We start from the raw sequence: 24,955 nt of genomic DNA, 5'->3' as shown, positions 1-24,955 counted from the left end.
CGGTTTTTAAAAACAATTCCGTGAACGACAGAAATCATCTTGTCAATGACAGCTAAAACATTTACCAGTAAAAAAATGCATTAACCGGTAAAAATATGTCGTTCGCGGATTTGATGCCTAAACACTGAAAAATTTGTATATATATTTGCTGAACAAAGCCTTCAAAAATGATCAAGACAAAATACAGATGGTCAACAGAACTGTTGTTTCAATTGATTTTGATCATCATCGTTTTCCTGTTTTATTCCTTTGACAAGAATGACCCCTTGATAGAGGAGCATGAGATCGTTTTTTTCTCAACCTATGTCGCCGCTGCCATGGTTGTGAATTACATTTTACTCGATCGGTTTTTGTACAAAAAAAATTACATAGGCTTCTTTTTCTGGTTTTTTGTGCTCATCTCTGCTGTAATCGTCATAGAAGAGGGTGTTTTGGAAAAGATCTACTATCCGGATACCCGGGGTAAGTACATTCCTAACATCTTTTTTAATTTACTGGATGTACTCCCTCCCATAATTATCCTGTCCGGGTTCAAATTTGCCTGGGATGCTGTTATCAAACAAAAGGAGCTCGATGAAGTCAAATTAAAGGCTCAGGAAAGTGAACTACAGCTGCTAAAGACTCAGATAAATCCGCACTTTTTGTTCAATAACCTGAATAATCTATATGCTCATGCTGTTGAAAAGTCGAATAAAACCCCAGAGATCATTTTGGCCTTATCAGATTTTCTTCGATATACCCTTTATGAATGCAAAGCCAGATACGTGAGTATTAACAAGGAAATTGAACAGCTGGAGAATTATATTCATTTGCATAAGATGCATTTGGAGGGAAGAGGAAAGGTTTCTTTTACATCGGATATCCAGGGAACCGGATTTCAAATAGCACCATTGCTTTTGATGGTTTTCATAGAGAATGCCTTTAAACACAGTACATCCAGCCAATCCGATTCTATTGAAATAGCTATTCATTTAACCGTAAACACCAAAGGTAAACTCACGTTTGAATGCAGCAACACATTTCAGGAACAATCAAATACAGAAAGCCTCTCCAAAGGAATCGGATTGAAAAATGTTCAAAAAAGACTTAACTTACTCTATCCAAAACAGCATACACTGACTATAACCGATCAAAAGGAACTGTATCATGTATTTTTGGAAATTCAGTTAAACCCATTAGAAGTTGATTGATTGTATTATCATAGAGGATCAGGCACCTGCTCAACGTATTTTACAACGGTATATAGAAGATGTGGGCTCTCTGAACTTGTTGGAAACATTTTCCGATCCATTAAGGGCCTTGTCTTTTTTAAATTCAAGACCCGTCGATCTGATTTTCCTGGATATTCATCTGCCTAAATTGTCGGGTATAGAATTTTTAAAATCCATTTCAAATCCTCCTAAGGTCATCCTCACCACCGCTTTTACCGATTATGCCTTGGAGAGTTATGACCTGGATGTAGTGGATTATTTGCTGAAACCTTTTTCCTTTCAGCGTTTTGTCAAAGCGGTTTCAAAACTACCCTTGAATGATCCTAAGGTCCAGGACGCCAATGAATCCGGCACAAAGGCCACAAAATCCTTGTTTTTAAAATCCGGACATGAATACATCAAAATAGATATCGATCAAATCTCCCATATCAATTCGGATGCAGATTATACGGATATCTATTACGCAGATAAGAAACTAATCTCCTCTGAGTCATTAAAGTATTGGGAAGACAGCTTAAGCGACCATGAATTTATCCGAGTTCATAAATCCTATATCGTGAATTTAAAGATGGTTGAGAAAATATCAAGAAATGAGATTCACTTGCATACGAATGCCAGAGTACCCATAGGGCGAACTTATAAAAAGATTTTAGACGAGAGCTATTTAAAAGGAAAATAAAATTGGTTTTTATCGGAAAACCCCAAAACCCAATATTATCCATAAGTCTTTACTCAACTCCGGCTCTTTTTTTAATCCATTTCATTGCAAAAAAGATGACGCTAACAAATGCGATAAAAACAATTGTAGCTAGTATTTCCATTTTACTTAAACTACTTAATAACCAGACAATACATGCAATAGCCACTAAGGGCACAAGCAATCCACCTGGCACTTTAAAAATTTTTTTATTAGCCGCTTTATTTTTCACTTTTAACCTGATGGTAGCAAAAATGACCATGAGATAAATCAGAAGTATCGCGGCACTTGCCAGCAAGGCGAGCTGCTCAAAACTACCCCAAACAGAAAAGACAAAAATCAACGCAACAAAACAGGTAATTGACCAATAAGGGGTTGCGAATTTTGGATGAACTTTTCCCAGAAACTTAGGAAACAATCCATCATTGGAACCTGCAAAGATAACGCGAGGTGTGTTTAAAATATCAGTGCTTACCGACCCAAAGCAGGATATTGCCGCCGCCAGCAAAAGGATCAATGAACCTGCCGGTCCCACAATTCTGTTGGCCACTGCAGCAAGGGGAGCATCTTTTACTTCAAGCATTTCATTTCCCAAAATTCCCTGGGTCACAGCTTGCAACAATAAATAGATCACCAATATAATAGCACCTCCAAACAAAATCCCCAAAGGGATCGTGCGTTGCGGATTCTTAATCTCACCACTAACCCCAAGCGCTGTTTCAAAACCTGCAAAGGCAAAAAACAATACCAAAGTGGCACTTGAAAAGGTTTCAAACCTCGGTAAATGTTCCCATTGCAAATTTGCTGTATCTATTGAGGAGAATCCAAAAATTATAATACCGATCAATGGTAACAACTTAATAATGGTAATCACTTTTATAAAAGCCACACCTTCCCTGGCTCCTCTAATATTCGTGATAAGCAAAAATCCAAGAAGAACGGCATGTAAGAAAACACGCATCCCTTTTTCAGAAAAAACGGGTATTACAACGGCAACTGAATCTGCAATGAGATTCATTAAAGCTGCACTTCCCAATATACTCCAGCCAAAAACCATTAACCAGCTTACGATAAATCCGGCGTAATCTCCAAAAGCGGCTTCAACATAGGCATAACTTCCTCCAGAATTTGTAATTCTGGTTCCTATTTCCGCATAACAGAGCATAATCGCTGCCATCATCAAGCCACAAAAAATGTAGGCAAATACCGAAAACCCTCCCAGGGCAATTGCAACCCCTGCAGGAAGAGCAAAAATACCGGCTCCAATGGTGATATTTACAATATTAAGCGATAATCCCGTAACGCCAATGACGCGTTTTAATCCTTCTTCTTTTTCTGATGGTGCCATATTAGGGTTTGATTTGTCATGTAAGATAGGAAAGTAAAACATAACAAATGTTCTTAGGCACTAATATCAGAACTTTTGGCCTTAAGCTAAATAAGTCATACTTCATTCAGCCCCCAGCCTTTTCTATAGGATCTGTTCAGGTATTCATTTGCTTTTTGGTCATTTTTAATTTTCATCGCATCAGCATCGTAATGCAAGGTTTTTTGAGAACGAAGGGCCACTGCATACAAATTCACAGCTTCAGTTATGTGCCAGGCCTGACGGAACCCTCCTTCTATTTGCTTACCCTTCTTAATCCCCTCAATAAAACGCTGTATTCCAGGCATTTTTACGGCTCCCGCAGCCGCAGTGACTTCCTTACTGTCCTTCACCCCTTCGGAAAGTAAATAAGGGGCCGTTGCGTGAAAACCTCGGGTCATAATAATGCCTTTACTCCCTTTAAACATGATCCCTTCTGACGGGAATTCAATTCCCTGCTCGTAAAACTCATCAGGAACCGGAGGACGCATTCCACCATCATACCAGACCAGGTCTATGGCCGGGCGGCCTTCAACGGCAGGATATTTGAAACGCATGGAACTTGCATAAGGAAAGCTAAAATCATTTTGAATTTTAAAGGCAGTTCCTTTATCGGTGATACCACAGACATGATTAAAATTAGGCTCTACAATAGATGGCCTGCCCAGCTTCAAATGCTCAAAAACGGTCCATAAACTATAATGCCCCATGTCTGCCATGGAACCACCTCCAAAGTCATACCAGCCTCTAAAGGTCATATTGGTATAATGTGGATGATAAGGCCTGTCCGCTTCAGGACCCAGCCACAGATCCCAGTCAAAACCATCTGGCACCTTGGGTGTATCGGCAGGTAAATTAGCATATTGCGGCCATACCGGACGGAAGGACCAGTTATGAACCTCCTGCAATTCTCCTATGGCTCCGTTGTTGATCCAGTCCATTATTTTGGGCATATCCTCACCATTTAAATCCCAGGGTTGCAGATGGGTCGTTACGCTTGATTCATTTGCCATTTCAAACACCTTATTAGCTTCTATTAAACGGTTTGACAATGGTTTGTGTACCGAAACAGCGATATTGCGCTTTAAGGCGGCCCCACAGATGATCCCGTGCAAGTGATCTGGTGTCATAACCTGAATGGCATCCAGGTCTTTTTCTTTCTCCAGCAACTCACGAAAATCGGTATACGGATTGCATTTGTAATTCTTTCCTGTTTTGGCATAATAAGCGTCTACAATCTCTTTCCCATTATCCAAACCACCAGGAATCGTATTGTTGCCCCCCGTAGTCCAGTTTGGATTACCAGTTAATTCTCGCATCTGATCACGCAGCCAGGTTGGTCCCCAGTCATAGTAGTTAATCGCTTTTCTCTGCGGATCACAAACCGCGGCGATATGAACATCCGGCAATTGAATAATATCCGGTAGTTGACGAAGACCTTGCGTACCCAAACCAATGTAGGCTACATTTATTTTATCGCTTGGAGCAACATGCCTTCCTCCCAATACAGTTGACGGTACAATGGTCAGACCTATAGCTGCTGAACTTACTCCTTCAATAAACTTTCTGCGATCAATTGACCCCTTGGGATTTGCTTTTGAAGATTCTTTGGACAATTCTGTTTTGGTTGAACCGGTATATTCTTTCATAATAAAGGTATCTGGTTGATTATTATGGGTTTTGCGTCTTACAAGTTATAATTTTACCTCAAAATCCCCAATAGTTTGAACAAAATAAACAGAATTTTAGATCATAGTTTTGACGAATGCTGAAATCGTTATAAATACATTCTTTTTGGAATCTTTTTAATTTAACAAAGGATTATATTATTTCATCTCCAAATCAATTGTTTTATGCCTATCTTTATAGTAAAGCCCTCGACTATGAAAATATTTCTGTCAGTATTTATGATTTTCACTTGCTTTCTAACAGTTTCTCAAGAGATCAAACGAGAAAATATTGTTGGTAAAATCATTGTAGAAGGCAGTGATCTGGAAGGAATTACTATTTTCAATACCTCCTCTCAGAAAGGAGCTGTGACGGATGCAAAAGGGAATTTCATCATCTCTGTAGCCTTAAATGACCTTTTAGAGTTTAGAGCCCTGGAATATCAAAGCATTAATGTCAAGGTGAACAATGCCGTATTAGAATCAAAAAGGATGAGGGTTTATTTGATTGAAAAAATGAATGTACTTCAAGAAGTAGTAGTAACCTATAAAGAACTAAGCGGCACATTGGTGGCAGATGCCAATAAGTTAGATTCTTTTAACCCGAAACAAAATGCCTTTTATTTTGGTATAAGCAATGATGAAATTTACGGTTTAACTGATGATAGCCAAAGTCAAATAAGGAATCTTGAAAAGAACGAACAAGGAAAAACAACGGTCAATGGCCTGGATGTGGTTAATATTGTTGATATGCTTCTGATACCACTTTTCAGGTCTGAAGTAAAAAACAAAAAGGCAGCAGGTGTTCCGGAAGTACCTGCCGAATACATTAAATACTATTTTGGATCCGATTATTTAGTTGAAAATTTTAGTATTCCCGAGCATCGCGTTGAAGAATTCATTCGCTATGTGGAAGACGATACCTTTGATTTTGACCTGTTGAATTATGGCCACGAGATAGAACTTCTTGATCTTCTGAGCAGAAAGAGTAAAACATTTTTGGATACTCAAACCGGATTTGATTAGTAAGGTGCCCATTGGTGTCAAATCTTCCTACAAGATATACTATGGAAATGACTTTTAGTGATGGAAAGTATCGATTAAAATCAAAAAAAGTCAACTGATCTTTCCAGATTCACAGTGAAACATTCAAATTGAATTCTTGCAACCATATATCACAAATTATTCCTTCTGAATTCCACAGGTGTGATCTGAGTGAATTTTTTAAAAGCTTTATAAAATGTTGATTTTGAATTAAACCCTGACTCCAACCCAATGGATATGATCGTATAATCCGCAAAATCTTTATCAATTAACATTTTTTTAGCCTGTTCAATACGAAACTTATTGATGTAATCGGTAAAATGAGTGTCTGCAAAAGTATTGATCAAATTCGACAAATATCCACTACTTAACTGTAAACTTAAGGCCAGAGAATCGAGACTAAGAAATGGATCAAGATATATTTTTTGATTAATAACATAATCGTTTACCCTGTCAAATTGCTCTCTTTGTTTTTCAGATTTTATCTCTGGATTCTGTTCATGGTCCCAAAGAAACTCCTTATTTTCAGTTTTTAACTGCTTCCTGATGCTCTTTCTTAAAACGATACGATCTTCTTTTACTCGAAACCTGAATAATCCTTTAAATCCAATCCAGTAGATAAGAATTGTTGTGCTCAAGCGCAATGGGTAATAGATTTCCGGGGAACTGAATACACTGTTTCCAATGCTTTTTATGATTGCTGTCAGCCAAATAATAAGAATCACTCCCGCGAGGTTCATAAAATGTTTGATCCATTTGAGATCGTCATATTCGAGGACCTGATAAAATAAATGTTGTCGTTTGTAGAAGGTTGTCAGAGATAAAAGAAAGATAACCAAGGTATAGGAATAGGAAACGATTTCCTCAATACTGCTATAATTATCCATAAAATACTTGATTTGAACTTCGCTAAATTGATTTTGCTGAGCATAATAAATCAGGCTTATCCTTAATATTATAAAGGTGCAAAAAAGTCCGATGGTAATTCTGAGAACATAAAAACTTCTTTTGGATAATTTCAAGTAATTGACCATAAAAACATAGAACATTGGCATACAAAGAACGTACCATGGAACTCTCATATATCTTATGTAAACAAAAGAACTAACCAAATTCATATCGATCAGCCAAGCCTGCAAATTATTAAGGGTAATAAAGAGAACCTGCAGATTTAAAAACAAAATGGGCTTCCCCATTTTTCTCTTCAAAAAGAAAAGGGTGACCGTAAAAATCAAGCCGTAAAAGACTCCGGTTATAAATAATAGATTGATCAGGTCTATTAACGAAATTTTATTTTCCATGATGTCATTGGCCTTGACTTCCAAGGTACTGAAAAACTCGGACAGTATAAAAAACGAATACATTGAACCCTTTTTCAATAGTTAGCCTGTAATTTGTCCTATTAATTACAGATCGTGTTTTTTGAGACATTAAGATAAAGGCCTGTAAATACATTTGTTCATAAGTTTAATCAAAACCTGTTGAGAAATGAAGACAAGTCTTATTTTTATAACGTGCATAGCATTTTTTTTGAGCCCGTTCTATAATTATGGTCAGCGAGAGAAAAAACGGACTTATAAAATCTGGATTGAATCAAATGTAAAGGATATTAAATATAAAGGAAGATTGATCAAATTAAAAGACAGCTCCATTGTAATCAGTTTCTTGGAAGACAAAGTTTTGGAAATTCCGGTAAAGGAAATAGATAAACTAAAGTTTCGAAGGAAAGGATCGATTGGAATGGGCGCCGGCGTAGGTGCCGCCACAGGAATCGTTGTAGGAATTATTTCAGGACTGGCTGATGGTGACGATCCCCCTCCGGAATATTTCTTTGATTTCTCATATACGGCAGAGGAAAAAGCAGGTGGAGCAGCGGTTTCATTAGGAATATTAGGAGCCGCAACCGGTTCTGTTATTGGTTCCTTGAAAAAGAAATTTAAAATAAACGGCCTTCAGGAGAATTACAACAGATTAAGGCCTGAACTGATCAAATATCAATCTGATTGATTCCATGAAGTTGCTCAAATGAATTGATACAAAAAGAATGACCCCATTTCATTTCCCTAAAAAAATATATAAATCTATGAAACACAAGTTTCTTATTGCATTATTCCTTGCGCCATTAATTCAAGTATTTTCCCAGGAAAGACTGGATATTCTGACCCTCTCTGGACGTTATGGATTTCCTGCATCATATGATTCTATTTACGAGGGTAAGGGCGTGGAATCCGGTTTTATGGCTTCTCTTGTTGCCCCGGCGAAACTTTCCGAAAAGAGTATCTGGTATTCGAGCTTGAATTATTTTTACTGGAAGGTATCCAATGACGAACAAATGCCTGAAGATGTCATGAATCCCATTCAGATTCATGGATTGATCTTAAGGACCGGGTTAATACAAAAATTTGAAAATGATCGCTCTTTACAGGTTTTATTCGCACCGAGGCTCATGACGGATTTCAAAAACGTGAATTCTGATCACTTTCAATTGGGAGGAATTGTGGTGTATGAAAAAATATACCGGGAAACACTTAGGCTAGGGTTTGGCGCTTTATACAATCAAGAATTTTCCGGGCCCAATCTGGTCCCTCTTGTAAATGTCGACTGGAAAATAAACGGCAGGTGGTCCCTGGTAGGATTGTTGCCCATCTACTCTAAATTAAAATATAAAATCAATGATAGACTGGATGCCGGATGGAGTCATTTTGGATTGGTTACCACCTACAGGCTTGGTCATCCGGAATATGAAGGAGATTATATCGAAAGAAAAAGTATTGACGAGACATTATATGCCAGATATAATCTGTTTGGTGACTTCTTTTTGGAAGGAAGAATTGGCTATGCATTCGGAAGAAGCTATAAACAATATGAAGCCGATCAGAAAGTAGATTTAAGCATTCCCTTGATCACTTTTGGTGATAATCGAATCGCTAAAACAGCCTCTATACATGATGGAATGATCGCAAGTATAAGATTGGTATACAGTGTTTCAATAGAAAACCGCAAGTAGTATTTAACTTTTTATTGGCCAAAGTTTTTATTGAGATTTACGTCGAAAATGCTATTTTTACACCCATTAGATTGAAATTACCGAGCCATTGGTCAGGACGTATTGCACATTTAAGGCTATGATGAGATTTTCATTTTTTTCCTTGTTTTTTTTACTTGCACTTAGCTCTGTTTCCCAGCAGAGACAAGAGTTACAATGGAAGAATGTTGAGACCATTGAATTTGATTTCCCAAAAGAGGTTTATACCAGTGACAGTATCTTTTTTTATCATGCCTTGCTCGAAAGATCAGAAAACGACAGCCTTTTAACGCAAACACCTCCCTTCTCCTTTTCGGAACATGCCAAACCCTTGGACCTTTATCATTATTGGGAACACAAGGGTGAAGAACAATATGACATCCTGATGACCAAAGTGGGATACGTATTGGATAAACCCATTGAATTTTTCACAAAAGAAAGATTATCTGATCCGGGCTATATCTCACAAACCATGCCTGCTGCTAAAATCAAGAGGATTGACAGTACCTATCATATTTCAGTGGGATTTGGAGCCCCCGAAATTGACTATAGGTTACATTTTTATTCACCTGAAGAATTTGACAGTCACTTCCCTGATCTTAAAAACTACTTCAATGCATATGACGGTTTAGACCTTTCTCCTAACCTTATCGTTGTTCAGCACAATTTTAAATATGGTAAGGTCATGTTTCAGGAAACCAGTAAGATGTCTGTATCCATATCGAGATATTTCCAGTTAAATAAATCGCAGACCTTAGTATTTAACTATACCTTAAATTATATTCATAATATTCCTCCTTCTTTTGTTGGTGGCAGCAACTTCTTGATTGGAAAAATAAAGCAAGGAATTAAGGCCCTGATCGATGAAACACAATATGTCTGCCGGAAGACAGAGTTGACAGACGGGGCAGAATAATTGTTATAAGGGAGGCTTGTTAAATTGTAATAGCAAAAAGAAAATCAATTTTTAAAGTATTCCGAATAATTCATCTTCATTGAAGTCTAATAAAATTCTTTCGAAAAAAAGAAAACAAATAAATGAAAATGAAGAATTTGATAAAAAATTTATACTTAGTTTTAAATGCTAAATAAAAATCATACTATGCACAAGTTTCATGTCATTTCACTGGGTGTTTTCTTTTGTTTGTTTTTCAACACTGATCTGTTGGCTCAGAACAATGAACCCGAAGAAGGCAAGGGCACCGTTGTTTTCTATCGCATCAAGAAATTCTCTGGCGGCGCCATCACTTTCAATATTCAAGATTCCGAGAGAAACTATGGCCCTTTAAAAAATGGAGGGAAAATAACTGTAAATGTTGATCCGGGGGAACGCACATTTTTTTCCCAAGTATTATCGGCAGATGCCGTTACCCTGAACATTGAGGCAGGCAAAACGTATTATGTCAAAGCTGCTGTCAAAGTTGGATATTATGCAGGAAGGCCAAAATTAACACAGGTAGATGAAAAAACGGCCAAAAAAGAGATGAAGTAATTCTCAATATTTGCTTAACAAGACTTTAAACTTTTTTATTCAAGCATTAAAAGTAATTACCTGATAGGTTTTGGTTCAAAAAATGAACTCAAGAAAAAACAGAATTCTAACTAAATCTTTTTAGGAATCAACCCAGAATTTGGATCAGGTTCAACAGGAATTCCTTTTCTTTCCAGTGAACGGTGCCGTCTGATTCAGTCATTTTATCGATCATAACGATCAAGGCCTCTTTTTTTTCTTTTGTCATTTTCTTAAGCACTTCTACAGTCTTCTCTGAACTCAATTGCTTGGCCTTTTCCATGTACCGGACATCAAAATCAAGGGTTTGCATGAGCTCATCCAAATACATGAGTTCACCTACTTTATATTGGTCGTCAAGAACTATGGTTTCTGCAATGGCTTTGACAACAGCCATTTTTTCCGATTTATCAAAATTCATTACACTAAACTATTTAGATTATGAATGACCAAAAATACAAAAAACAATCCCGCATCAAGAAGTTTATATTTCTGATAATACGTCTTATGGAAAAAAGCAATTTCAAATAAACAAACCTTTCTTTAACTCAATTTCGCTATATTTAATAATCAACAACAAAACCTATGCTCCATTTCTTTCGCAAAATACGTTGGCGTTTAGCACAAGATAACCAATTCTTTAAGTACACCCGATATGCTATTGGGGAGATTGTTCTCGTAGTATTGGGAATATTGATCGCCTTACAAATCAACCAATGGAACGATTACCGTCTAAAAAGAAATCTTGAAACAGACTTTTTAAATGAAATCAAGGGGAATTTGTCAAAGGATAAGTTACAAATTGATGAGATATTGAAATTCAATGAGAAAAAACAAGCCGCTATTCAAGATGTAATGATTCGTTTTGAGGAAGCAGGAAAGGATTCATTCGATCTCAATACATTCAGTAATCATATGGGTATATTAGGTTCATACGAACATTTTCTTCCAAACAGAACGGCTTTTGACAACCTTTTAGATACAGAAAGTGTTAGCTTGATATCGAACAGGGAGCTCAGAACACTATTGTCAAAATATTATAAATATGACTTTGAGGGAGGAACTCAGGAAACCATAGCCTATAGAACCCGGTCTTTTTCTGAAATGGCTTCATCTCATCTAACAACCAAAGAAAGTATAAACCTTATGTATGGCGTCAACTTAAATTTAAAGTCAAGTGCAAATACCCAAATCCATAAAGATGAAGACATCATTACCAGCATGGTCTATATGTCAATTGTTATGTCTTATCAGAATGAGCTTATGACCAACACCCTAGCTGATGTGAATCTCATTCTTGATCGAATCGAGAAACACATGGCTGATCAGGAATAAAATTTGCGTTCAAGGCAAAATCCTTTAATGCATCCCTCTTTTCATTGCTGATTTTGAATCCACATCCTGATCACCATGCTTCTGCAGATCATATACAATTTTACCGCCGACTACTGTTTTTAGGACCTCAGTTCCATAAATATCATTTACATCTATTTCAAAAAGGTTTTGATCCAGAACGATCATATCGGCAAATTTACCTACTTCGATAGATCCTAAAAATTCCTGAACCCCCAGAACTTCAGCTCCTCCCAGGGTACAAATGTAAACGGCCTGTTCCAGGCTGATCGCCTCCTGAGGGTTCACCGTTCCGGGCATAGATTCATCAAAGGGGTTACTTCTTGTAATCATGGATTCAACGGCTATAAATGGATCCGGGGTAGGGTTTGCGGTAAGCCAGTCAGCACCCTGGCCCACACTGAGTCCGGACTCCAAAGCTTTTTTAATGGGATATATCTTGTTATTCCGCTCCTCACCCAAGGCAGCAATTAAACCCGGAGTGGCTCCTTTATGCGGATACCAAATGGGTGGTGAAAAGTCTATATTAACATCCTTCAGTGCTGCCAACCTTGGAATATCTTCCTCATTCAACATCAGATTATGGGCAATCTTATGGTGCACACCGCTGTCTCCGTTTTCCTTCTGCATCTTTTCAAGTGCATTAACAACCCTTCTGATGGTACCATCTCCCATGGCATGAACATGGACGCCAACACCCCAGCTGTCAAACATTTTAAAGGCCTCTGTAAACTCTTCTTCTGACAAGTTGGACCCCCCGAAGAAATCAGGTTGGCCAGAAAAAGACTCTTCATAAGGTTCCAGAAGGCCTGAGGTGCCCGAGAAAGGTCCGCCATCTGCGAATATTTTGACATAATTGGGATAGATAAATTCCGAGGCATATTTTTCTCTGTTTTTAATTTGAGCTTCAATATCCTCAAGACTATATGCCAGGTTCAGGGTAGTTTTCCAATCCCAGCTGACAAAAACCCGCTCATTCAGATTGCCATTTTCTTCCATGATCTTTAAAGCCTCAAGAGGAACCTTATGCCCTTCTGCGGTTTGTTGGGAGGTAATACCATATGACAGGAACATTTCAAAAATCTCTGAAATATATCCAATGTATTGCTCAGGCTTGGCTTGAGGAATCACTTTTTCAACCATTTGGATGGTTTGCTCGTTAATGGTACCTGTTGGCTCCCCGGTTTTTTCGTCTTTATGGATTACAATCAGCTGGCTGGTCCTGGTGTCTTTTGAAATTCCTGCAAGCTCCAGTGCTTTAGAATTCAACCACATCCCGTGACCCGTTTGATCCAACAAGGCAACCGGCCTGTCAGGAACTATCTCATCAAGCCATTCTTTTCTTGGGCTGTCGTTAGGGAATACCCCCAACAACCACTGGCCTCCAATGATCCATTCCTTGTCCGGATTTGATTCAGCATACTGTTTGACCATATTTAATATCTTCTCTCTTGAATCTGCTCCGGTCAACTGCAGATTCATATTCCCGTACCAGGGGGTTATAAAGGGATGCGAATGGAGATCAAAAATTCCCGGCATTGCAAAGTGGCCCTCTAAATCTACCATATGGGTCTTATCTCCTTTGAATCTTTCAACTTCCTTTTGACTTCCCATACCCATAAATTTTCCATCCTTTATGGCAACTGCCTCTACCCAAGACCGCTCCGAGTCTACAGTGTAAATTTTACCATTTAGATAAATCGTATCGGCATAAACTGATGATTTTTCCTTATTACAAGAAATAAATGCAACAGATACGATTACAAGAATCGCCAATAAGATGATTTTATAAAATTGATTTTTCATTGGGTTAAGGATTAATTGTTAATAATCATCTCAAGATAAAAAATAATACCGTTACCGGGCATTTTTTAAAATCACAGATTTTTTTGACCGAAATTCCCTGATAAAAAGTAACCTTTTCTGATCTCCTGTACTCTAATAAAAAAATCGTTTACTCAGATTTACAGCCAAAGCGGAGTAATTCAGGCAGATGGCCAACATAACTTAAAATATCAAAAATGAATTTAGTAGAAATATTTCTTGGGTTCCTTCTAATCGGACCAGTGGTATGGACCATTTATAACAAAGTAAAATACAAAGAACTTTTCTCCCCAAAAGGAATTGCCAATTACGCGGTAATTATAAATTCGGCCGTTATGTATGCATTGGCTTTCAATATAATTTTCTTTTTACAAGAGGTGTTTCTTGTTCTGGGAAAAAAGATCCTTGGATTAAAAGCATTTCTGTATCATAACAATCATGAATGGATTGGTGAGCATCCCATGACTTCACTCATGCAGGGGTCCGGAGCCCTGGCAATTTTTCTGATCGGCTTGATCAGTCTGGTGATACTTCTTAGAATTCGAAACTCAAAAAGCATCTGGAAGCTGTTTATATTCTGGATGGCATTTCACGGAATCGTACAATCCATACCCCAGGTAATGATCGCATACTTAGATCCTGGAACCGATGTAGGTGAGGCCCTAGTGGATTATTTCAATCTGAGTACGCCAGTTTTGATTGGTCTCGCAACGACAAGTTTTATGGCCATTATCTTGTTCAATGTATGGATTGGCAAACCCTTGCTGGAATTCATTTCAGCCAATGCCAACCTGAGTGACCCAAAGGTAAAATTCAAATATCTTGGCTTCATCGCCTTAGCAGCGGGAATAGCGGGCAGCATACTCGTGGTGCCGTTTCGTATTCCACCGGTAAGTCAGGCTATTACTCCGTTTATTGTATTCTTTGTTTCTGTTCCCTGGACATGGTCTTCAGCCGGAATAAATAAAACTGTCAGAGGAACTTCGAACAGAGTAAATGATAAAATATTTTGGAGCCCGGTTCTTTTTCTGTTGCTGTTACTGATGTTCTTCCAATTCGTTTTAGCCCCAGGAGTGGCGTTTTAAGTATATCCAGGTATACGACTCACTGATTATTCAGCCTCCTCCAATACCTGATCCAGTATCTTTATCAAGGTTTCCCTGTCATACTTATAGGCCTGATTTTCATTAAGCTGAACCATTTCACGCATGATTTGTGTAATTGTCCATCTCCCCTCTTCTTCGCGAGGCACGACCATGTACCTGCGTTTTGGGTTTTCAGAAAACAGGGCCTTTTCTACTGCTTCAGCAACTTCATCAGGATCTTTATACTGACTTCTGTCAGGACTAAATCCAGTCATCAGACCTTCCCACTCCTCTTTGTAACGTGAATTTTCAAAGTTCATATTCTGTGACATAAGCCTATTATAGAAGGTTTCCGAAATTTTTGAATTGTAATTTCCCGGTTCAATAGCACTGACATGAACATCAAATTTCTGCATTTCCGCCGCCAGTGCATCTGTAAAGGCTTCCATAGCATGTTTACTCATGCTGTAGGGTCCAAAAAAACTACCCGATAAAATACCGGAAATTGAACTTATGGTAGCAATTCTACCTTTAGATTCTATAATAAGTGGAGCGAATGCCTTGGTAATTCGATAAGGGCCATAGATGTTCACATTGAAAATATAATCCAATTCATCTTCTTCAACTTCAATAAGGGGTGCAAGTATGGCTACACCGGCATTATTTACCAGTCCGTACAGGCCTCTGCCTTCACTTTCTATTGTTTTTACTGCTGCGTTGATTTCATCCCATTTATTCACATCCAGCTTAACAGATTTGACATTGTCCATGGCATTGAGCCTGTCCAGATCAGCCTGCTTTCGGGCCCCGGCATAAACAAAGTATCCTTTTGATGACAGGACCTCAGTGATTTTTAGGCCAATGCCGCTACTGGCACCCGTTACTAAGACGGCCTTTTGTTTTGTATTGGAATCTTGAGCATGGCCCTCAACGGAAATGGTTAAACAAAAGAAAATAAGGAGGAAGAATTTACTGACATTAAATCTCATAATGGGTAGGTTTTGGTTGTTATATCTGAATTTCCTTGTTTATACAAGCGAACTCCGGTTGTAAAATCAACAAGCGCTCATCCTTAATGAGGAAGCTTTTAAATAGTTTCCAAAAGAATTAGAAGAATGTTTCGTTGAGTCCTCATAAACAGGGAATTGCTTTTTCTAAAATAAGTAATTATTCCGAATATAAGATTCCAGGCCCTTAAAATTCTAAATCTTTAGTCAATTGAAATAACAGGGTGCATCGATACTTACGATTAATATTATTTGACGGAGCAACAGGAACTATGACTATAAAAGGAAAGTTTGTGGAGTTTGGGCCCTTCAAAGCAAGAGGATGGGCCGATTTTGATTAACAAATGATTCGTTAAATCGGAATAATAGACCTCAATGAGCCTCCCCCTTCATTGACACCTAAAAAATTGAAATTTCGTACCTTGACCCATTATATAAAACCAGGCACTGACCCTGATGACATTAATGGTCAATGTTAATAAAGAAGCGAGTCCTTAGTAAAGCACCTCCATTCGAGAACAATAAATCCTCGGTGCCGATTGGATATAAGTAACTAATCAAACTAAATAAGAATTTATGAATGCAGCAGAGCTCATCGGCAACGTTTTTTTACCAGTATCACTCGGCATCATCATGCTGGGTATGGGAATGACCCTGGTCCCAGCTGATTTTAGCCGAATTTTAAGGTATCCTAAATCCGTCATCATCGGCCTAACGAATCAGCTTGTTTTTTTACCTGCCATCGGATTTGCCCTGGCCCTGGCGTTTGATCTGAATCCTGTAATGGCTATTGGATTAATGGTTCTTTCTGCCTGCCCTGGCGGAGCCACGAGCAATCTTATAACACAGGTTAGCAAAGGAAATATCGCATTATAGGTTACATTAACCGCCTTTGCAAGTGTAATGAGCATTTTGACTATACCACTCATTCTGTCTTTTGCATTGGAATATTTCATTGGCAGAACCGGTGTTGAAATCGAATTGCCTATTTCAGATACTGTCATTCAGATCATGGGAATCACTGTGATCCCAATCTCCATCGGAATGTTCATTCGAAAGCACCGTCCACATTTTGCATTACGGATGAAAAAACCCATGCGCGTGGCCTCAACAGTCATCTTTATCTTAGTATTCATAGGAGTTCTGGCAGCCAATGCTGAAAAACTTGCAGAAGGAATGAAAGAGGCCGGGTTAGTGACCTTGGCGCTCAACATAACGACAATGGGGATTGGATATCTGACCGCCAAATTTTTTAAGTTGAAAATGGAAAATGCCATCTCCATCACAATTGAAAGCGGTATTCAGAATGGCACACTGGCCTTTGTAATCGTTACTTCTATATTGAAGAATGTGGAAATGGGAATTCCAACAGGAGCTTATTCGATATGGATGTTTGTAACGGGAGGAATCCTCATGTGGCAACTCGGAAAGAGACCTACCCAAAGTGATTCAAATTATAAAGTTTCTAAAGTTTGAATTGACTTCACTTGACATTCCCTGTTCAATGAAAAAGTAAATGTTAGCAAGATCCCAAATCTTACATTTTTGTGAAATTAACCGTTGCAATTGTTGCATTTAATTGAACTCCGTCACCAACTGGTGAATCTACAAACAATGTTATAGGCTCTTGAGGGTCTGTAGTTTCATTTGGGGATGAATAGCTTATCCCATTGTCAGTACCAGCATCATAAACATGTGCTTCAACCGTTTTTTGATTGACAAAAGAATTGTTTTCCATCAGATTTATGTCCACTACAGCAATGTACCAGTCAGGGCTTGGAGCGATCATTGTGGCAAGGGTTATGAAAGAATGTTGCTCGGTAGCTTCCACTCTAAGAACAATCTCTCCCGTTCCTGAACCCAGGTTACTTCCAATATAATAATTATGCCCATTTCCTTCCTCAATTAACTCCTTTAATTCGGTATCAAGTGGTGATGTACCTCCGGTTTCGGCCATGTTTCTTATGCCATCTGAAGCATCGGTTCCAATCTTAAAAAGAGATTGGTTAGCATCATGACTCCAGCCAATTACCCTGGAAAAATGCGCATTCGAAGGATAGTTTGTAGGAAAATCTTCGCTATTCCAATCAATTTTAAAAGTTACCAAATATTCCGCACTACCATTGACATCATTTGAATCCATGTCTTCATCATTCGTACAGGCAAAAAATAGTAGCGTAATTATACTCAATATACCAAGGTGTCGCATACAATTAAGGTTTTTAATTATTATGAATTTAAGACCTTGGTCGGTGCAGGTCGAAAAACCTTCCAAATTTTTATAACCGTTTACCAGATTTTTAAATTCAAACCTTTCCTTCTAGGCCTCACAACGGTCAGGATATAAACTATTGTACGCTGAAAAAATGACTATTAACTCCCTATGAATTTCAAAGCCGTTTCATCATCAGGTTTTATCTCTAAAGCTTTTTGAGCATAAAATAAAGATTTTTCTTTCATGCCCATTTTACGTGCTAAGTTTGACATGCCTATCTGAAATTCGTATGATTTTGGATTATAGGTAGCCATAACTTCACCTAAACCAAATGCCATTACCGGGTCAACCTGGGCCAGGTTTAAAATTAATGAGCCTATCCACATCGGGTTCTCTAAATGATTTTCGATTTCATTTGCCTTTGAAAAACAAGTATTCGCTTTGTTCAAATCTTTTTGACTTAATGCTTCGAATCCCTTCAAAAACTCGGTAAAGAAACGACCGGAAAAATAGGTGTCAGCCAGGCCTGTAATTTCAGAAATTTCGTCATATTTCTTATTAAAAAGTAAATTTGAATAGGTATAGTCGATCAAATCACCGTAAAAATCAGGATAAACGCTATATTCTCCCAATTCATTGTCCAATTGAATCGGTACTTGATCCCAATCTGTGTTTTCATCAAAGCGTGTCAAGCTTGGATCAAGCGCTTTGGTAACTTGCCAGTCTTGATCATATTTCTCCACAGCACTTTCAAATCCTTTTGTAAAACGGTACGAAATGGATTTATCTTTTTTGTACAAATCAATATAGGCCTTGAAAAAAGCTAATGCGCCTTCCTGGGAAAAATTTTGATTTAGCTGGCTTGCCATGTATCCGCCTACCCGATCCCAGATTAAAGATTTTTCAGGTTGAATTTGATGCCCGGCCTCTATTTTTTCCCGGACTTCCGTAGAATTATCTCTGATGTATTTTGGATTAATATACCGATTGAAATACTTGAAATCTGAAGCTAAATTTATATCATTTTCAACCCTCGTCTTGCCCATTTTCTGATAATACCCTTGGCCAAAATTATAAACTTCATTTATGGCGTCCAACATCAGCTTATCTTCGGCTTTTTTTGCGGCCACAGTTTTAGTGTCAATGCCTGACAGGATTTGAACCAAACTAATCCCTAAACTTTCTACATCTTGCCGACCCAGATTAGATCCGATAGACAAAGATATATTATCCGCCGGCGCGGCGATAAACAAAAAACTGGTTTGAGGCATTCCGCCACTATGCATGATGATGTGTTGTCCCAAAAAAGGACGTACCGAAATTCCTAAGGCATATTCATTCCAGCCCTGTTCGCCCATTGGTTCAAGCATCAATTCAACGGTTTCAGGTTTTAGAATTTTTCCATTTTTCAAGGCAACTCCCATTTTAACAACATCCTGAACCGTCGAACGCACCCCACCGGCTCCAAATCGGCTGCTGATGTCGAGATACTCCCCATTTTCAATTTTGCCTCCATTTTTAAAATAGCCTCGAACTCGATTCGGAACAATCGCAATCGGATCATCCATCATGGTATTTTCCATGTTTGCGGGTATCCAAATGTGTTCTTTTAAAAAATCTTCGTAGGATTTACCACTTACTTCTTCAATCACCGCGCCCAACAGGTTATAGCCATAACTTGAATAGCTCCAATCTGTATTTGGCTCAAAAAGTAATTTCCAATCTTTAAAAATATCAACCGCCATTGTTGTAGAATAAGGTTCTTTGATATGTTTTTCCTCCTTACTGTCGCTTCGGTAATGAGAAATGCCCGCGGTGTGAGATAAAATCTGGCGAATGGTAATAGGATATTCTTTTTTTGGAAAATACGGATAATAGGTTTGTACTTCAGCATCCAAATCGATTTTTCCCATTTCCCAAAGTTTCAATATTGCCATGGCAGTCATGGGCTTAGTGGTTGAAGCAATTTGATAGGAAGATGCCGGTTTTGCCTTGACCTGATTCTCGATATCCGCCAGGCCCCAGGCATTTTCATAATAAAAATCGTGGTACTGGAATGCTACTGAAACAGCAGGGGCATTGGTTTGCTTTTGCCAGGCCTGAATTTTGGCTTCGATTTTGGTTAGTTTTTCTCCATTAACCGCATCACTCGTTTCCTGAGAAAAAGAGCTCCATGTTGAAAAAGTTATAAAAGCGAAATATAGTAGTCTAATAGATAAGTTCATTTTGTTACTGTTATATTGATTGATAATAAATGAGACTGCGTCCTTTGAATTATGTTACATTTTTTTTTAAAATGTTGGAACGGTCTGAGTACTGATTTTGTTCTCACCAAGGAATGGTTGAATGGGGAAAGGGGCATAATTGTTCACATACCACCAAAAAAAACCTCAGATTTCCCTGAAGTTTTTTAGTAGCTAACTATTTAAGAGTGAACTCTTAATGTTAACAACACAACTATTGTTTCTTAAAAAAGTTGCGGTCTGGACGGGACTCGAACCCGCTCAAGAATCAAACAATATAAATCGCTTTTGCCCTTCTAATTTGCATATATATCTTTGAGAAAACCCTCTTGAATATTTTTTCTTCTCGACTACGTACAATGCCTAAATGAAAATTAGAATACAGCATAATTTTAGTCTCATAAACAACTATTATCAAATGGGATAGGATCTACTTATGAAAAGGGCAACATTACGGTTGAGATTTGTTCATCCAGATCATACCGTAACCTGTTATAACTCCCAATAAAACTCCACCAAGTAATAAGCCCAGAAGAGAAAATGGCATTGGTACTGAGGATGCTAAAAAGCAAATACCCCATCCCATGGAACTTACAGCGATCCACCAAGCCGCTTTTTTGAAATAAGGTTTTAAAAATTGCATTTGCAGTGATCCAATTACCAAACCCATAAACAGGCCAAAAATAAGTCGATAAACAAACTCATAATCTCCCTGGAAAGATGGAAGTTCATATCCGTTTTCATCCATTAATTCAATAGCGATGAATGGAATTCCTAAACATAAGGTGGATACCAGACCCCACAAACTACTTATTTTAAACATTCCTTTTAAAACAAACCATTGTGCATATCCTATACTTGCCCCTATACAAAGACCTACTATTAAATTCGTTTCTTTTGGATAGAAAATATTAACGACCAGATGAGACATAACAATAGCACCAATAAAACCCACGAGCCATCCTATCCCATTAGCTTTAACCCATTTTATAAGGAATTTCTTTTCGAGGTGTTTGTATTCGCTGTTCATTTTCTGTTGCATTTTCATTTGAATTGCAATTTAAACAGAACACTATCAATTATTCGTTAACCTGAGTTAAGAAATATTTTTAGCAAATCTTCTTCTAATACGACTTAGAGATTCTGGTTTTACACCAACATATGACGCAATCAAATACTGAGGAATTCTTTGAGTCAATCCATAATACTTGTCAATAAAACTCGTGTAGCGATCTTCATGATTTTGCATATAAACTTCAAGAATTTGATTGACCATGATTTCAAATCGATGCGTTATTATCTGACGTCCAATCAGATTACCATTATTCGTTGTATTATAGATGTTTTGAATTTTTGGATAATCAATAATAAGCATCTCACAATCTTCAATAGCTTGAATATTTTGAACTGACAATGAAGCATTTCGAAAGCTTTGATAATCCCCAATAAACTCTCCTTCACAAGTAAACTCAAATGTAGATTCTTCCCCATCCTTATGCACAAAATATCTTACCAGGCCCTTATATAGAAATCCAACATTTTTACACACCGTGCCTTCTTTCAAAAAAAATTCTCCTTTTAATAATGAATGTGGTTTAAAACTGGACTTGATTAGTTCCGTTTCATATTCATCAAGATTGGCAAAATTGCCTAATATTTTTAAGAGTTGAGCGTACATTATCAGCTAAATATCTGTAATTCAATACTAAGATAGATGTTTTCACTATATTTAAGTATCAACAACCAAAACAATGATCCCCTTCTTCCGTAAAATCCGAAAAAAATTGGCTGATGATAATCAGTTCTTCAAGTATAGTAGATATGCCATTGGTGAGATTGTGCTGGTAGTGATTGGGATTTTAATAGCCCTGCAGATTAATAATTGGAATGAGGCCAGGAAAAAAAGAGATACAGAGATCATTTATTTAGTCGCTCTTAAGAGTGAATTCACAAAGAATCTTGAAATAATTGATGAAAGTATTAAGACCTACGAAAATATGTTGTTATCCTCAGAAACCGTATTGCAATGGACTGGCGAGAATAACATTCCCGATTCTGAACAAGCAGCATCCATCCATTTGGCAGGATGTATGCAGAATGCCACCAAGTACGTTCCAAGTCCAGGTATTCTTGAAGACTTAATCAATTCAGGGAATCTCTCAATAATTAGTCGAACTACCTTGAGAAATCAACTGTCGGAATGGTTCATTATTTTGAATAACACTTCTCGTCAAGAAGTAGAAACTTTTGAACATCGAACGGCTCTTCTAAATATTTTGGTTGTTCATACCCCGTTTCTTAATTTTCCGGGTGAATTAGGGCTAAACAATACTATTGATGCATTACCATCGAAATCTAATTTTGAAGGAGATGTTAGAGATGTTTTTAAAATTCGAGAATTTGAAAGTCGAATGGGACTTTATGTAATGACGCTATGGAGCTTGAAATCGAATTCTTACAATACAATTCGAGAGCACGTTTTAAAGATCTTGACAGAGATCGAAGATGAGCTTGATGAGCGAAATTATTGATCAACTTTTTACTCATGTAAATTCACATGCTTCAGTGAACACGGGGATATCTTTAATCCGGTAAGGTTCTGCCCGATATTTCTACACTTCCATTATTTATAACTGTGTCAGGCTGGTCATTTGGCAAGGTGACCGTTTCTGATTGTTTTAATCCTCCCTCAGGTGTCCAATTGGCAGTTATACTTAAGGATCCTTGGTAAGGAACATCACCATAAGCTCTGGCCTCCAATGCTAATCCTGCCCGAACTTGAAGATTAATGGACCATGGAGAACTAACATTGGTTAATTCTATGAGATCACCTTTTTCATCCATATATTCAACTTTGTTCAGTGTGGCTCCATCTGAAGCAACTGCTCTATATGAAATATTATACATTAATCTCGTGCTCTCTTCATCATCTGAGCATGAAAAAATTAAAGATATAGCAAGAAGAAATAATAGCTTTTTCATAAAATCGATTTAAGATTTTTAATTATTGTACTAAATCAAATTTAATTAAAAAAACTGATTATTGAAATTCAGATTGTGTATTACCTTTTGAATTCAAAAAACTTCATTCCGATAGCTATCAGGAAACTATTTAAGAATATGATGCTTAAGTTAAGAATACAACTATTTATGTTGCGGTCTGGACGGGACTCGACGCCGTGAATTATCATATTTAAGAGTATGTGATTATCTTGGATATTCAGTTCTGATATAGTTTAAATTCAATCAATTATAGACCTAAACAATAAGCTTTCAATTCTTTTTACTTGGAGCCCATGGATTAGGAAGCGTTAAGTCTTTAGTAATTGGCCATTCCTTAACTCTTTGAGGCATATGTCCTTTAGGATACCAAAGTTCCATTGGGATTTCATTTTTTTCTACTGTATCATTGATCACATCATAAACCTGATGCTTCGGTGCTGGAAATGTAATCGTTTCAGAGGTCATATGAGGCTTGGGTACTTGAATAGAATTGCCTGCTACACCTTCTCGCCACCATACTTTACCGTCGCCGTGAATATTGAAGGTCACCAAATCCGGTGCACCAAAGGCAAAGGCTCCTTTGTAATGATACCTGACCTGGGCAACGGTTTCATTTATAAAGATATCGTCATAGCCATAATGAGTCGCAACACCAACCGTAGGGTTGGCTTCATTTAAAATATATCCCAAACCATACCCCGGAGAATGAGATGTATCAATGGTATATGCCGCCATAGCAGGAGGCATACCTAGTGACTGTGCCGACAATGAAACAGTTGCAGTTTGAACTTCACTTATTAACATGTCCACATTTTGACATTTTTTAATGGTAAGGCTGTTTGGTCGATTATCACCAGTATAACAAATACTCCTGCCGTTCCAATCAAGCCTATAACTTGTAGCTCCATCCTTCGTGTGTGAGGTTGGCCAATGCGTTATTTTTACGCCATTCGCTTCATAGGCTACTCCTCCTTCATCCATAAAATCAAATTCATGCACTTTGGTTTCATACCCTTCACCTATGGGCCAGGAATGGAAACTATCCTGGTGCCAGGCTGTCATTTCCATCATATGCTTCATCATATGGGCCGTGCCGTATTGTGGTTCTGATCCGCTTGGGCCATAAACATGCAGAGGTGTCCAACCTCCCTGGATAGGTCTAAACATCATAAGATAAGGAAGGTCACTCACGTGATCCATATGCAGGTGGGTTAGAAAAACATGATTGATCGTATTGAATGGAATACTAAATGAATTGTAGTTTCTAAGTGATCCAATACCTAAGTCAAAGACAAACTTTTCGCCGTTGCCCAGTTCAACCAGTATACTCATTCCGGATTGGGTCTGAGAGGGAGAATAACTTGAACCCATAAAAGTCACACGTACCTCATCTTCATGGAGTTCTTCCGTTCCCGGGTAGTATAACATACTGGAGTGAAAATGTTTGGCAGGCCGAATATTCGGATACAAGGTCTCTCCTTCTACCCATTTGTCCCCGGGAACTCCGGCATTTTCAAAAAATTCTTTCGCTTTTAAGAGTTCAGCATCTTGGTTTTGAGCATTTATAAAATATGATAGCAGTATTAAGGTAAGGAATAAAGTTTTTAATTTCATAATGTTTTGATTGTAATGAAAGTCATTAATTAGCTTGATATTAAAAAAGAGTGATTGGTGATCCTAAGATAAGAGTCTAGAAGATTTAAAA

The 24,955-nt window shown here is 37.8% G+C and carries 22 protein-coding genes and 1 pseudogene; 11 read left to right on the top strand and 12 right to left on the bottom strand.

Annotation, left to right across the window (positions count from 1 at the left end):
- Positions 1-167: 167 nt before the first annotated feature.
- Positions 168-1,190: a sensor histidine kinase gene (locus LCM02_RS12535; RefSeq protein ID WP_224930550.1), complete on the top strand. Its 1,023-nt coding sequence runs from the start codon at positions 168-170 to the stop codon at positions 1,188-1,190.
- Positions 1,183-1,890, top strand: coding sequence for a LytR/AlgR family response regulator transcription factor (locus LCM02_RS12530; protein ID WP_262902522.1), 708 nt, complete (start codon positions 1,183-1,185; stop codon positions 1,888-1,890). Before LCM02_RS12535 ends, LCM02_RS12530 begins: the two co-directional genes overlap by 8 nt.
- Positions 1,891-1,939: 49 nt before the next feature.
- Here the strand turns inward: LCM02_RS12530 and LCM02_RS12525 are convergent, their stop codons facing one another.
- Positions 1,940-3,256 (bottom strand): APC family permease, encoded by a 1,317-nt coding sequence (locus LCM02_RS12525; RefSeq protein WP_224930547.1) that lies wholly within the window; start codon positions 3,254-3,256, stop codon positions 1,940-1,942.
- A 95-nt stretch (positions 3,257-3,351) separates the two neighbouring features.
- Positions 3,352-4,923 (bottom strand): Gfo/Idh/MocA family oxidoreductase, encoded by a 1,572-nt coding sequence (locus LCM02_RS12520; protein WP_224930543.1) that lies wholly within the window; start codon positions 4,921-4,923, stop codon positions 3,352-3,354.
- Positions 4,924-5,157: 234 nt separating this feature from the next.
- Here LCM02_RS12520 and LCM02_RS12515 point away from each other — a divergent pair, with 234 nt between their 5' ends.
- Entirely contained in the window at positions 5,158-5,967 is an 810-nt protein-coding gene (locus tag LCM02_RS12515; protein WP_224930539.1) for a carboxypeptidase-like regulatory domain-containing protein, read from the top strand.
- Positions 5,968-6,116: 149 nt separating this feature from the next.
- Here the strand turns inward: LCM02_RS12515 and LCM02_RS12510 are convergent, their stop codons facing one another.
- Positions 6,117-7,349, bottom strand: a complete 1,233-nt coding sequence (locus LCM02_RS12510; RefSeq protein WP_224930536.1) for a helix-turn-helix domain-containing protein — start codon at positions 7,347-7,349, stop codon at positions 6,117-6,119.
- 124 nt (positions 7,350-7,473) lie between these two features.
- Between LCM02_RS12510 and LCM02_RS12505 the strand changes: the two genes are divergently transcribed.
- The 4 genes from LCM02_RS12505 to LCM02_RS12490 all read left to right on the top strand — a co-directional run bounded on the left by LCM02_RS12505 (position 7,474) and on the right by LCM02_RS12490 (position 10,502).
- Positions 7,474-7,992 (top strand): hypothetical protein, encoded by a 519-nt coding sequence (locus tag LCM02_RS12505; protein ID WP_224930533.1) that lies wholly within the window; start codon positions 7,474-7,476, stop codon positions 7,990-7,992.
- Between the two features lie 76 nt (positions 7,993-8,068).
- A complete protein-coding gene (locus tag LCM02_RS12500) occupies positions 8,069-8,992 on the top strand; it encodes a DUF6268 family outer membrane beta-barrel protein (RefSeq protein ID WP_224930530.1) in 924 nt (307 codons plus the stop codon).
- Positions 8,993-9,110: 118 nt separating this feature from the next.
- Entirely contained in the window at positions 9,111-9,926 is an 816-nt protein-coding gene (locus tag LCM02_RS12495; protein WP_224930526.1) for a hypothetical protein, read from the top strand.
- A 186-nt stretch (positions 9,927-10,112) separates the two neighbouring features.
- A complete protein-coding gene (locus LCM02_RS12490; protein WP_224930523.1) occupies positions 10,113-10,502 on the top strand; it encodes a DUF2846 domain-containing protein in 390 nt (129 codons plus the stop codon).
- Between the two features lie 127 nt (positions 10,503-10,629).
- On the opposite strand, the gene LCM02_RS12485 is transcribed toward LCM02_RS12490, so the two are convergent.
- Positions 10,630-10,917, bottom strand: a complete 288-nt coding sequence (locus tag LCM02_RS12485) for a hypothetical protein (RefSeq protein WP_224930520.1) — start codon at positions 10,915-10,917, stop codon at positions 10,630-10,632.
- A 188-nt stretch (positions 10,918-11,105) separates the two neighbouring features.
- On the opposite strand from LCM02_RS12485, the gene LCM02_RS12480 reads away from it, so the two are divergent.
- Positions 11,106-11,855, top strand: coding sequence for a DUF6090 family protein (locus LCM02_RS12480; protein ID WP_224930517.1), 750 nt, complete (start codon positions 11,106-11,108; stop codon positions 11,853-11,855).
- A 24-nt stretch (positions 11,856-11,879) separates the two neighbouring features.
- Here LCM02_RS12480 and LCM02_RS12475 read toward each other — a convergent pair whose 3' ends face one another.
- Positions 11,880-13,679, bottom strand: a complete 1,800-nt coding sequence (locus LCM02_RS12475; protein ID WP_224930514.1) for an amidohydrolase — start codon at positions 13,677-13,679, stop codon at positions 11,880-11,882.
- Positions 13,680-13,894: 215 nt separating this feature from the next.
- On the opposite strand from LCM02_RS12475, the gene LCM02_RS12470 reads away from it, so the two are divergent.
- A complete protein-coding gene (locus LCM02_RS12470) occupies positions 13,895-14,782 on the top strand; it encodes a hypothetical protein (RefSeq protein ID WP_224930511.1) in 888 nt (295 codons plus the stop codon).
- 26 nt (positions 14,783-14,808) lie between these two features.
- Here LCM02_RS12470 and LCM02_RS12465 read toward each other — a convergent pair whose 3' ends face one another.
- On the bottom strand, positions 14,809-15,771 hold the full coding sequence (locus LCM02_RS12465) for an SDR family NAD(P)-dependent oxidoreductase (RefSeq protein WP_224930506.1): 963 nt from the start codon (positions 15,769-15,771) through the stop codon (positions 14,809-14,811).
- 594 nt (positions 15,772-16,365) lie between these two features.
- Here LCM02_RS12465 and LCM02_RS12460 point away from each other — a divergent pair.
- Positions 16,366-17,265: pseudogene (locus LCM02_RS12460) on the top strand (bile acid:sodium symporter family protein).
- A 61-nt stretch (positions 17,266-17,326) separates the two neighbouring features.
- On the opposite strand, the gene LCM02_RS12455 reads toward LCM02_RS12460, so the two are convergent.
- The 4 genes from LCM02_RS12455 to LCM02_RS12440 form a co-directional block, all read right to left on the bottom strand.
- Positions 17,327-17,998 carry a spondin domain-containing protein gene (locus LCM02_RS12455; protein WP_224930503.1) on the bottom strand — a complete coding sequence of 224 codons (672 nt, stop codon included), beginning with the start codon at positions 17,996-17,998 and terminating at the stop codon, positions 17,327-17,329.
- Positions 17,999-18,162: 164 nt separating this feature from the next.
- A complete protein-coding gene (locus LCM02_RS12450) occupies positions 18,163-20,229 on the bottom strand; it encodes a serine hydrolase domain-containing protein (protein ID WP_224930500.1) in 2,067 nt (688 codons plus the stop codon).
- 469 nt (positions 20,230-20,698) lie between these two features.
- Positions 20,699-21,295: a serine/threonine protein kinase gene (locus tag LCM02_RS12445; RefSeq protein WP_224930497.1), complete on the bottom strand. Its 597-nt coding sequence runs from the start codon at positions 21,293-21,295 to the stop codon at positions 20,699-20,701.
- A gap of 48 nt (positions 21,296-21,343) precedes the next feature.
- Complete coding sequence (locus LCM02_RS12440; RefSeq protein WP_224930494.1) at positions 21,344-21,925, bottom strand: Crp/Fnr family transcriptional regulator; 582 nt, start codon at positions 21,923-21,925, stop codon at positions 21,344-21,346.
- Positions 21,926-21,998: 73 nt separating this feature from the next.
- Between LCM02_RS12440 and LCM02_RS12435 the strand changes: the two genes are divergently transcribed.
- Positions 21,999-22,778, top strand: coding sequence for a DUF6090 family protein (locus LCM02_RS12435; RefSeq protein WP_224930492.1), 780 nt, complete (start codon positions 21,999-22,001; stop codon positions 22,776-22,778).
- A 52-nt stretch (positions 22,779-22,830) separates the two neighbouring features.
- Here LCM02_RS12435 and LCM02_RS12430 read toward each other — a convergent pair whose 3' ends face one another.
- Together LCM02_RS12430 and gntH are read right to left on the bottom strand one after the other, a co-directional pair.
- The gene (locus LCM02_RS12430) at positions 22,831-23,229 is read right to left on the bottom strand and encodes a hypothetical protein (protein ID WP_224930488.1); all 399 of its coding nucleotides are present in this window, start codon (positions 23,227-23,229) and stop codon (positions 22,831-22,833) included.
- 291 nt (positions 23,230-23,520) lie between these two features.
- Positions 23,521-24,864 (bottom strand): guanitoxin biosynthesis MBL fold metallo-hydrolase GntH, encoded by a 1,344-nt coding sequence (gntH, locus tag LCM02_RS12425; protein ID WP_224930485.1) that lies wholly within the window; start codon positions 24,862-24,864, stop codon positions 23,521-23,523.
- Positions 24,865-24,955 lie beyond the last annotated feature (91 nt).

Origin of the sequence: Lutimonas saemankumensis, from assembly GCF_020171465.1 — a bacterium.
In the GTDB taxonomy this organism is placed as follows: Bacteria; Bacteroidota; Bacteroidia; order Flavobacteriales; family Flavobacteriaceae; genus Lutimonas; species Lutimonas saemankumensis.
The sequence above is the reverse complement of the archived record's forward strand: the minus strand, read 5'-3'. Positions and strand labels throughout refer to the sequence as shown.

Excerpts from the sequence above, each read along its gene's own strand:
- LCM02_RS12475 (WP_224930514.1), bottom strand. The coding sequence starts at position 13,679 with ATGAAAAATCAATTTTATAAAATCATCTTATTGGCGATTCTTGTAATC.
- LCM02_RS12470 (WP_224930511.1), top strand. The coding sequence starts at position 13,895 with ATGAATTTAGTAGAAATATTTCTTGGGTTCCTTCTAATCGGACCAGTG.
- LCM02_RS12510 (WP_224930536.1), bottom strand. The coding sequence starts at position 7,349 with ATGTATTCGTTTTTTATACTGTCCGAGTTTTTCAGTACCTTGGAAGTC.
- LCM02_RS12445 (WP_224930497.1), bottom strand. The coding sequence starts at position 21,295 with ATGAAAATGCAACAGAAAATGAACAGCGAATACAAACACCTCGAAAAG.
- LCM02_RS12480 (WP_224930517.1), top strand. The coding sequence starts at position 11,106 with ATGCTCCATTTCTTTCGCAAAATACGTTGGCGTTTAGCACAAGATAAC.
- LCM02_RS12535 (WP_224930550.1), top strand. The coding sequence starts at position 168 with ATGATCAAGACAAAATACAGATGGTCAACAGAACTGTTGTTTCAATTG.
- LCM02_RS12490 (WP_224930523.1), top strand. The coding sequence starts at position 10,113 with ATGCACAAGTTTCATGTCATTTCACTGGGTGTTTTCTTTTGTTTGTTT.
- LCM02_RS12455 (WP_224930503.1), bottom strand. The coding sequence starts at position 17,998 with ATGCGACACCTTGGTATATTGAGTATAATTACGCTACTATTTTTTGCC.
- LCM02_RS12435 (WP_224930492.1), top strand. The coding sequence starts at position 21,999 with ATGATCCCCTTCTTCCGTAAAATCCGAAAAAAATTGGCTGATGATAAT.
- LCM02_RS12500 (WP_224930530.1), top strand. The coding sequence starts at position 8,069 with ATGAAACACAAGTTTCTTATTGCATTATTCCTTGCGCCATTAATTCAA.
- LCM02_RS12440 (WP_224930494.1), bottom strand. The coding sequence starts at position 21,925 with ATGTACGCTCAACTCTTAAAAATATTAGGCAATTTTGCCAATCTTGAT.
- LCM02_RS12520 (WP_224930543.1), bottom strand. The coding sequence starts at position 4,923 with ATGAAAGAATATACCGGTTCAACCAAAACAGAATTGTCCAAAGAATCT.
- LCM02_RS12465 (WP_224930506.1), bottom strand. The coding sequence starts at position 15,771 with ATGAGATTTAATGTCAGTAAATTCTTCCTCCTTATTTTCTTTTGTTTA.
- LCM02_RS12485 (WP_224930520.1), bottom strand. The coding sequence starts at position 10,917 with ATGGCTGTTGTCAAAGCCATTGCAGAAACCATAGTTCTTGACGACCAA.
- gntH (WP_224930485.1), bottom strand. The coding sequence starts at position 24,864 with ATGAAATTAAAAACTTTATTCCTTACCTTAATACTGCTATCATATTTT.
- LCM02_RS12450 (WP_224930500.1), bottom strand. The coding sequence starts at position 20,229 with ATGAACTTATCTATTAGACTACTATATTTCGCTTTTATAACTTTTTCA.
- LCM02_RS12430 (WP_224930488.1), bottom strand. The coding sequence starts at position 23,229 with ATGAAAAAGCTATTATTTCTTCTTGCTATATCTTTAATTTTTTCATGC.
- LCM02_RS12525 (WP_224930547.1), bottom strand. The coding sequence starts at position 3,256 with ATGGCACCATCAGAAAAAGAAGAAGGATTAAAACGCGTCATTGGCGTT.
- LCM02_RS12505 (WP_224930533.1), top strand. The coding sequence starts at position 7,474 with ATGAAGACAAGTCTTATTTTTATAACGTGCATAGCATTTTTTTTGAGC.
- LCM02_RS12515 (WP_224930539.1), top strand. The coding sequence starts at position 5,158 with ATGAAAATATTTCTGTCAGTATTTATGATTTTCACTTGCTTTCTAACA.
- LCM02_RS12495 (WP_224930526.1), top strand. The coding sequence starts at position 9,111 with ATGATGAGATTTTCATTTTTTTCCTTGTTTTTTTTACTTGCACTTAGC.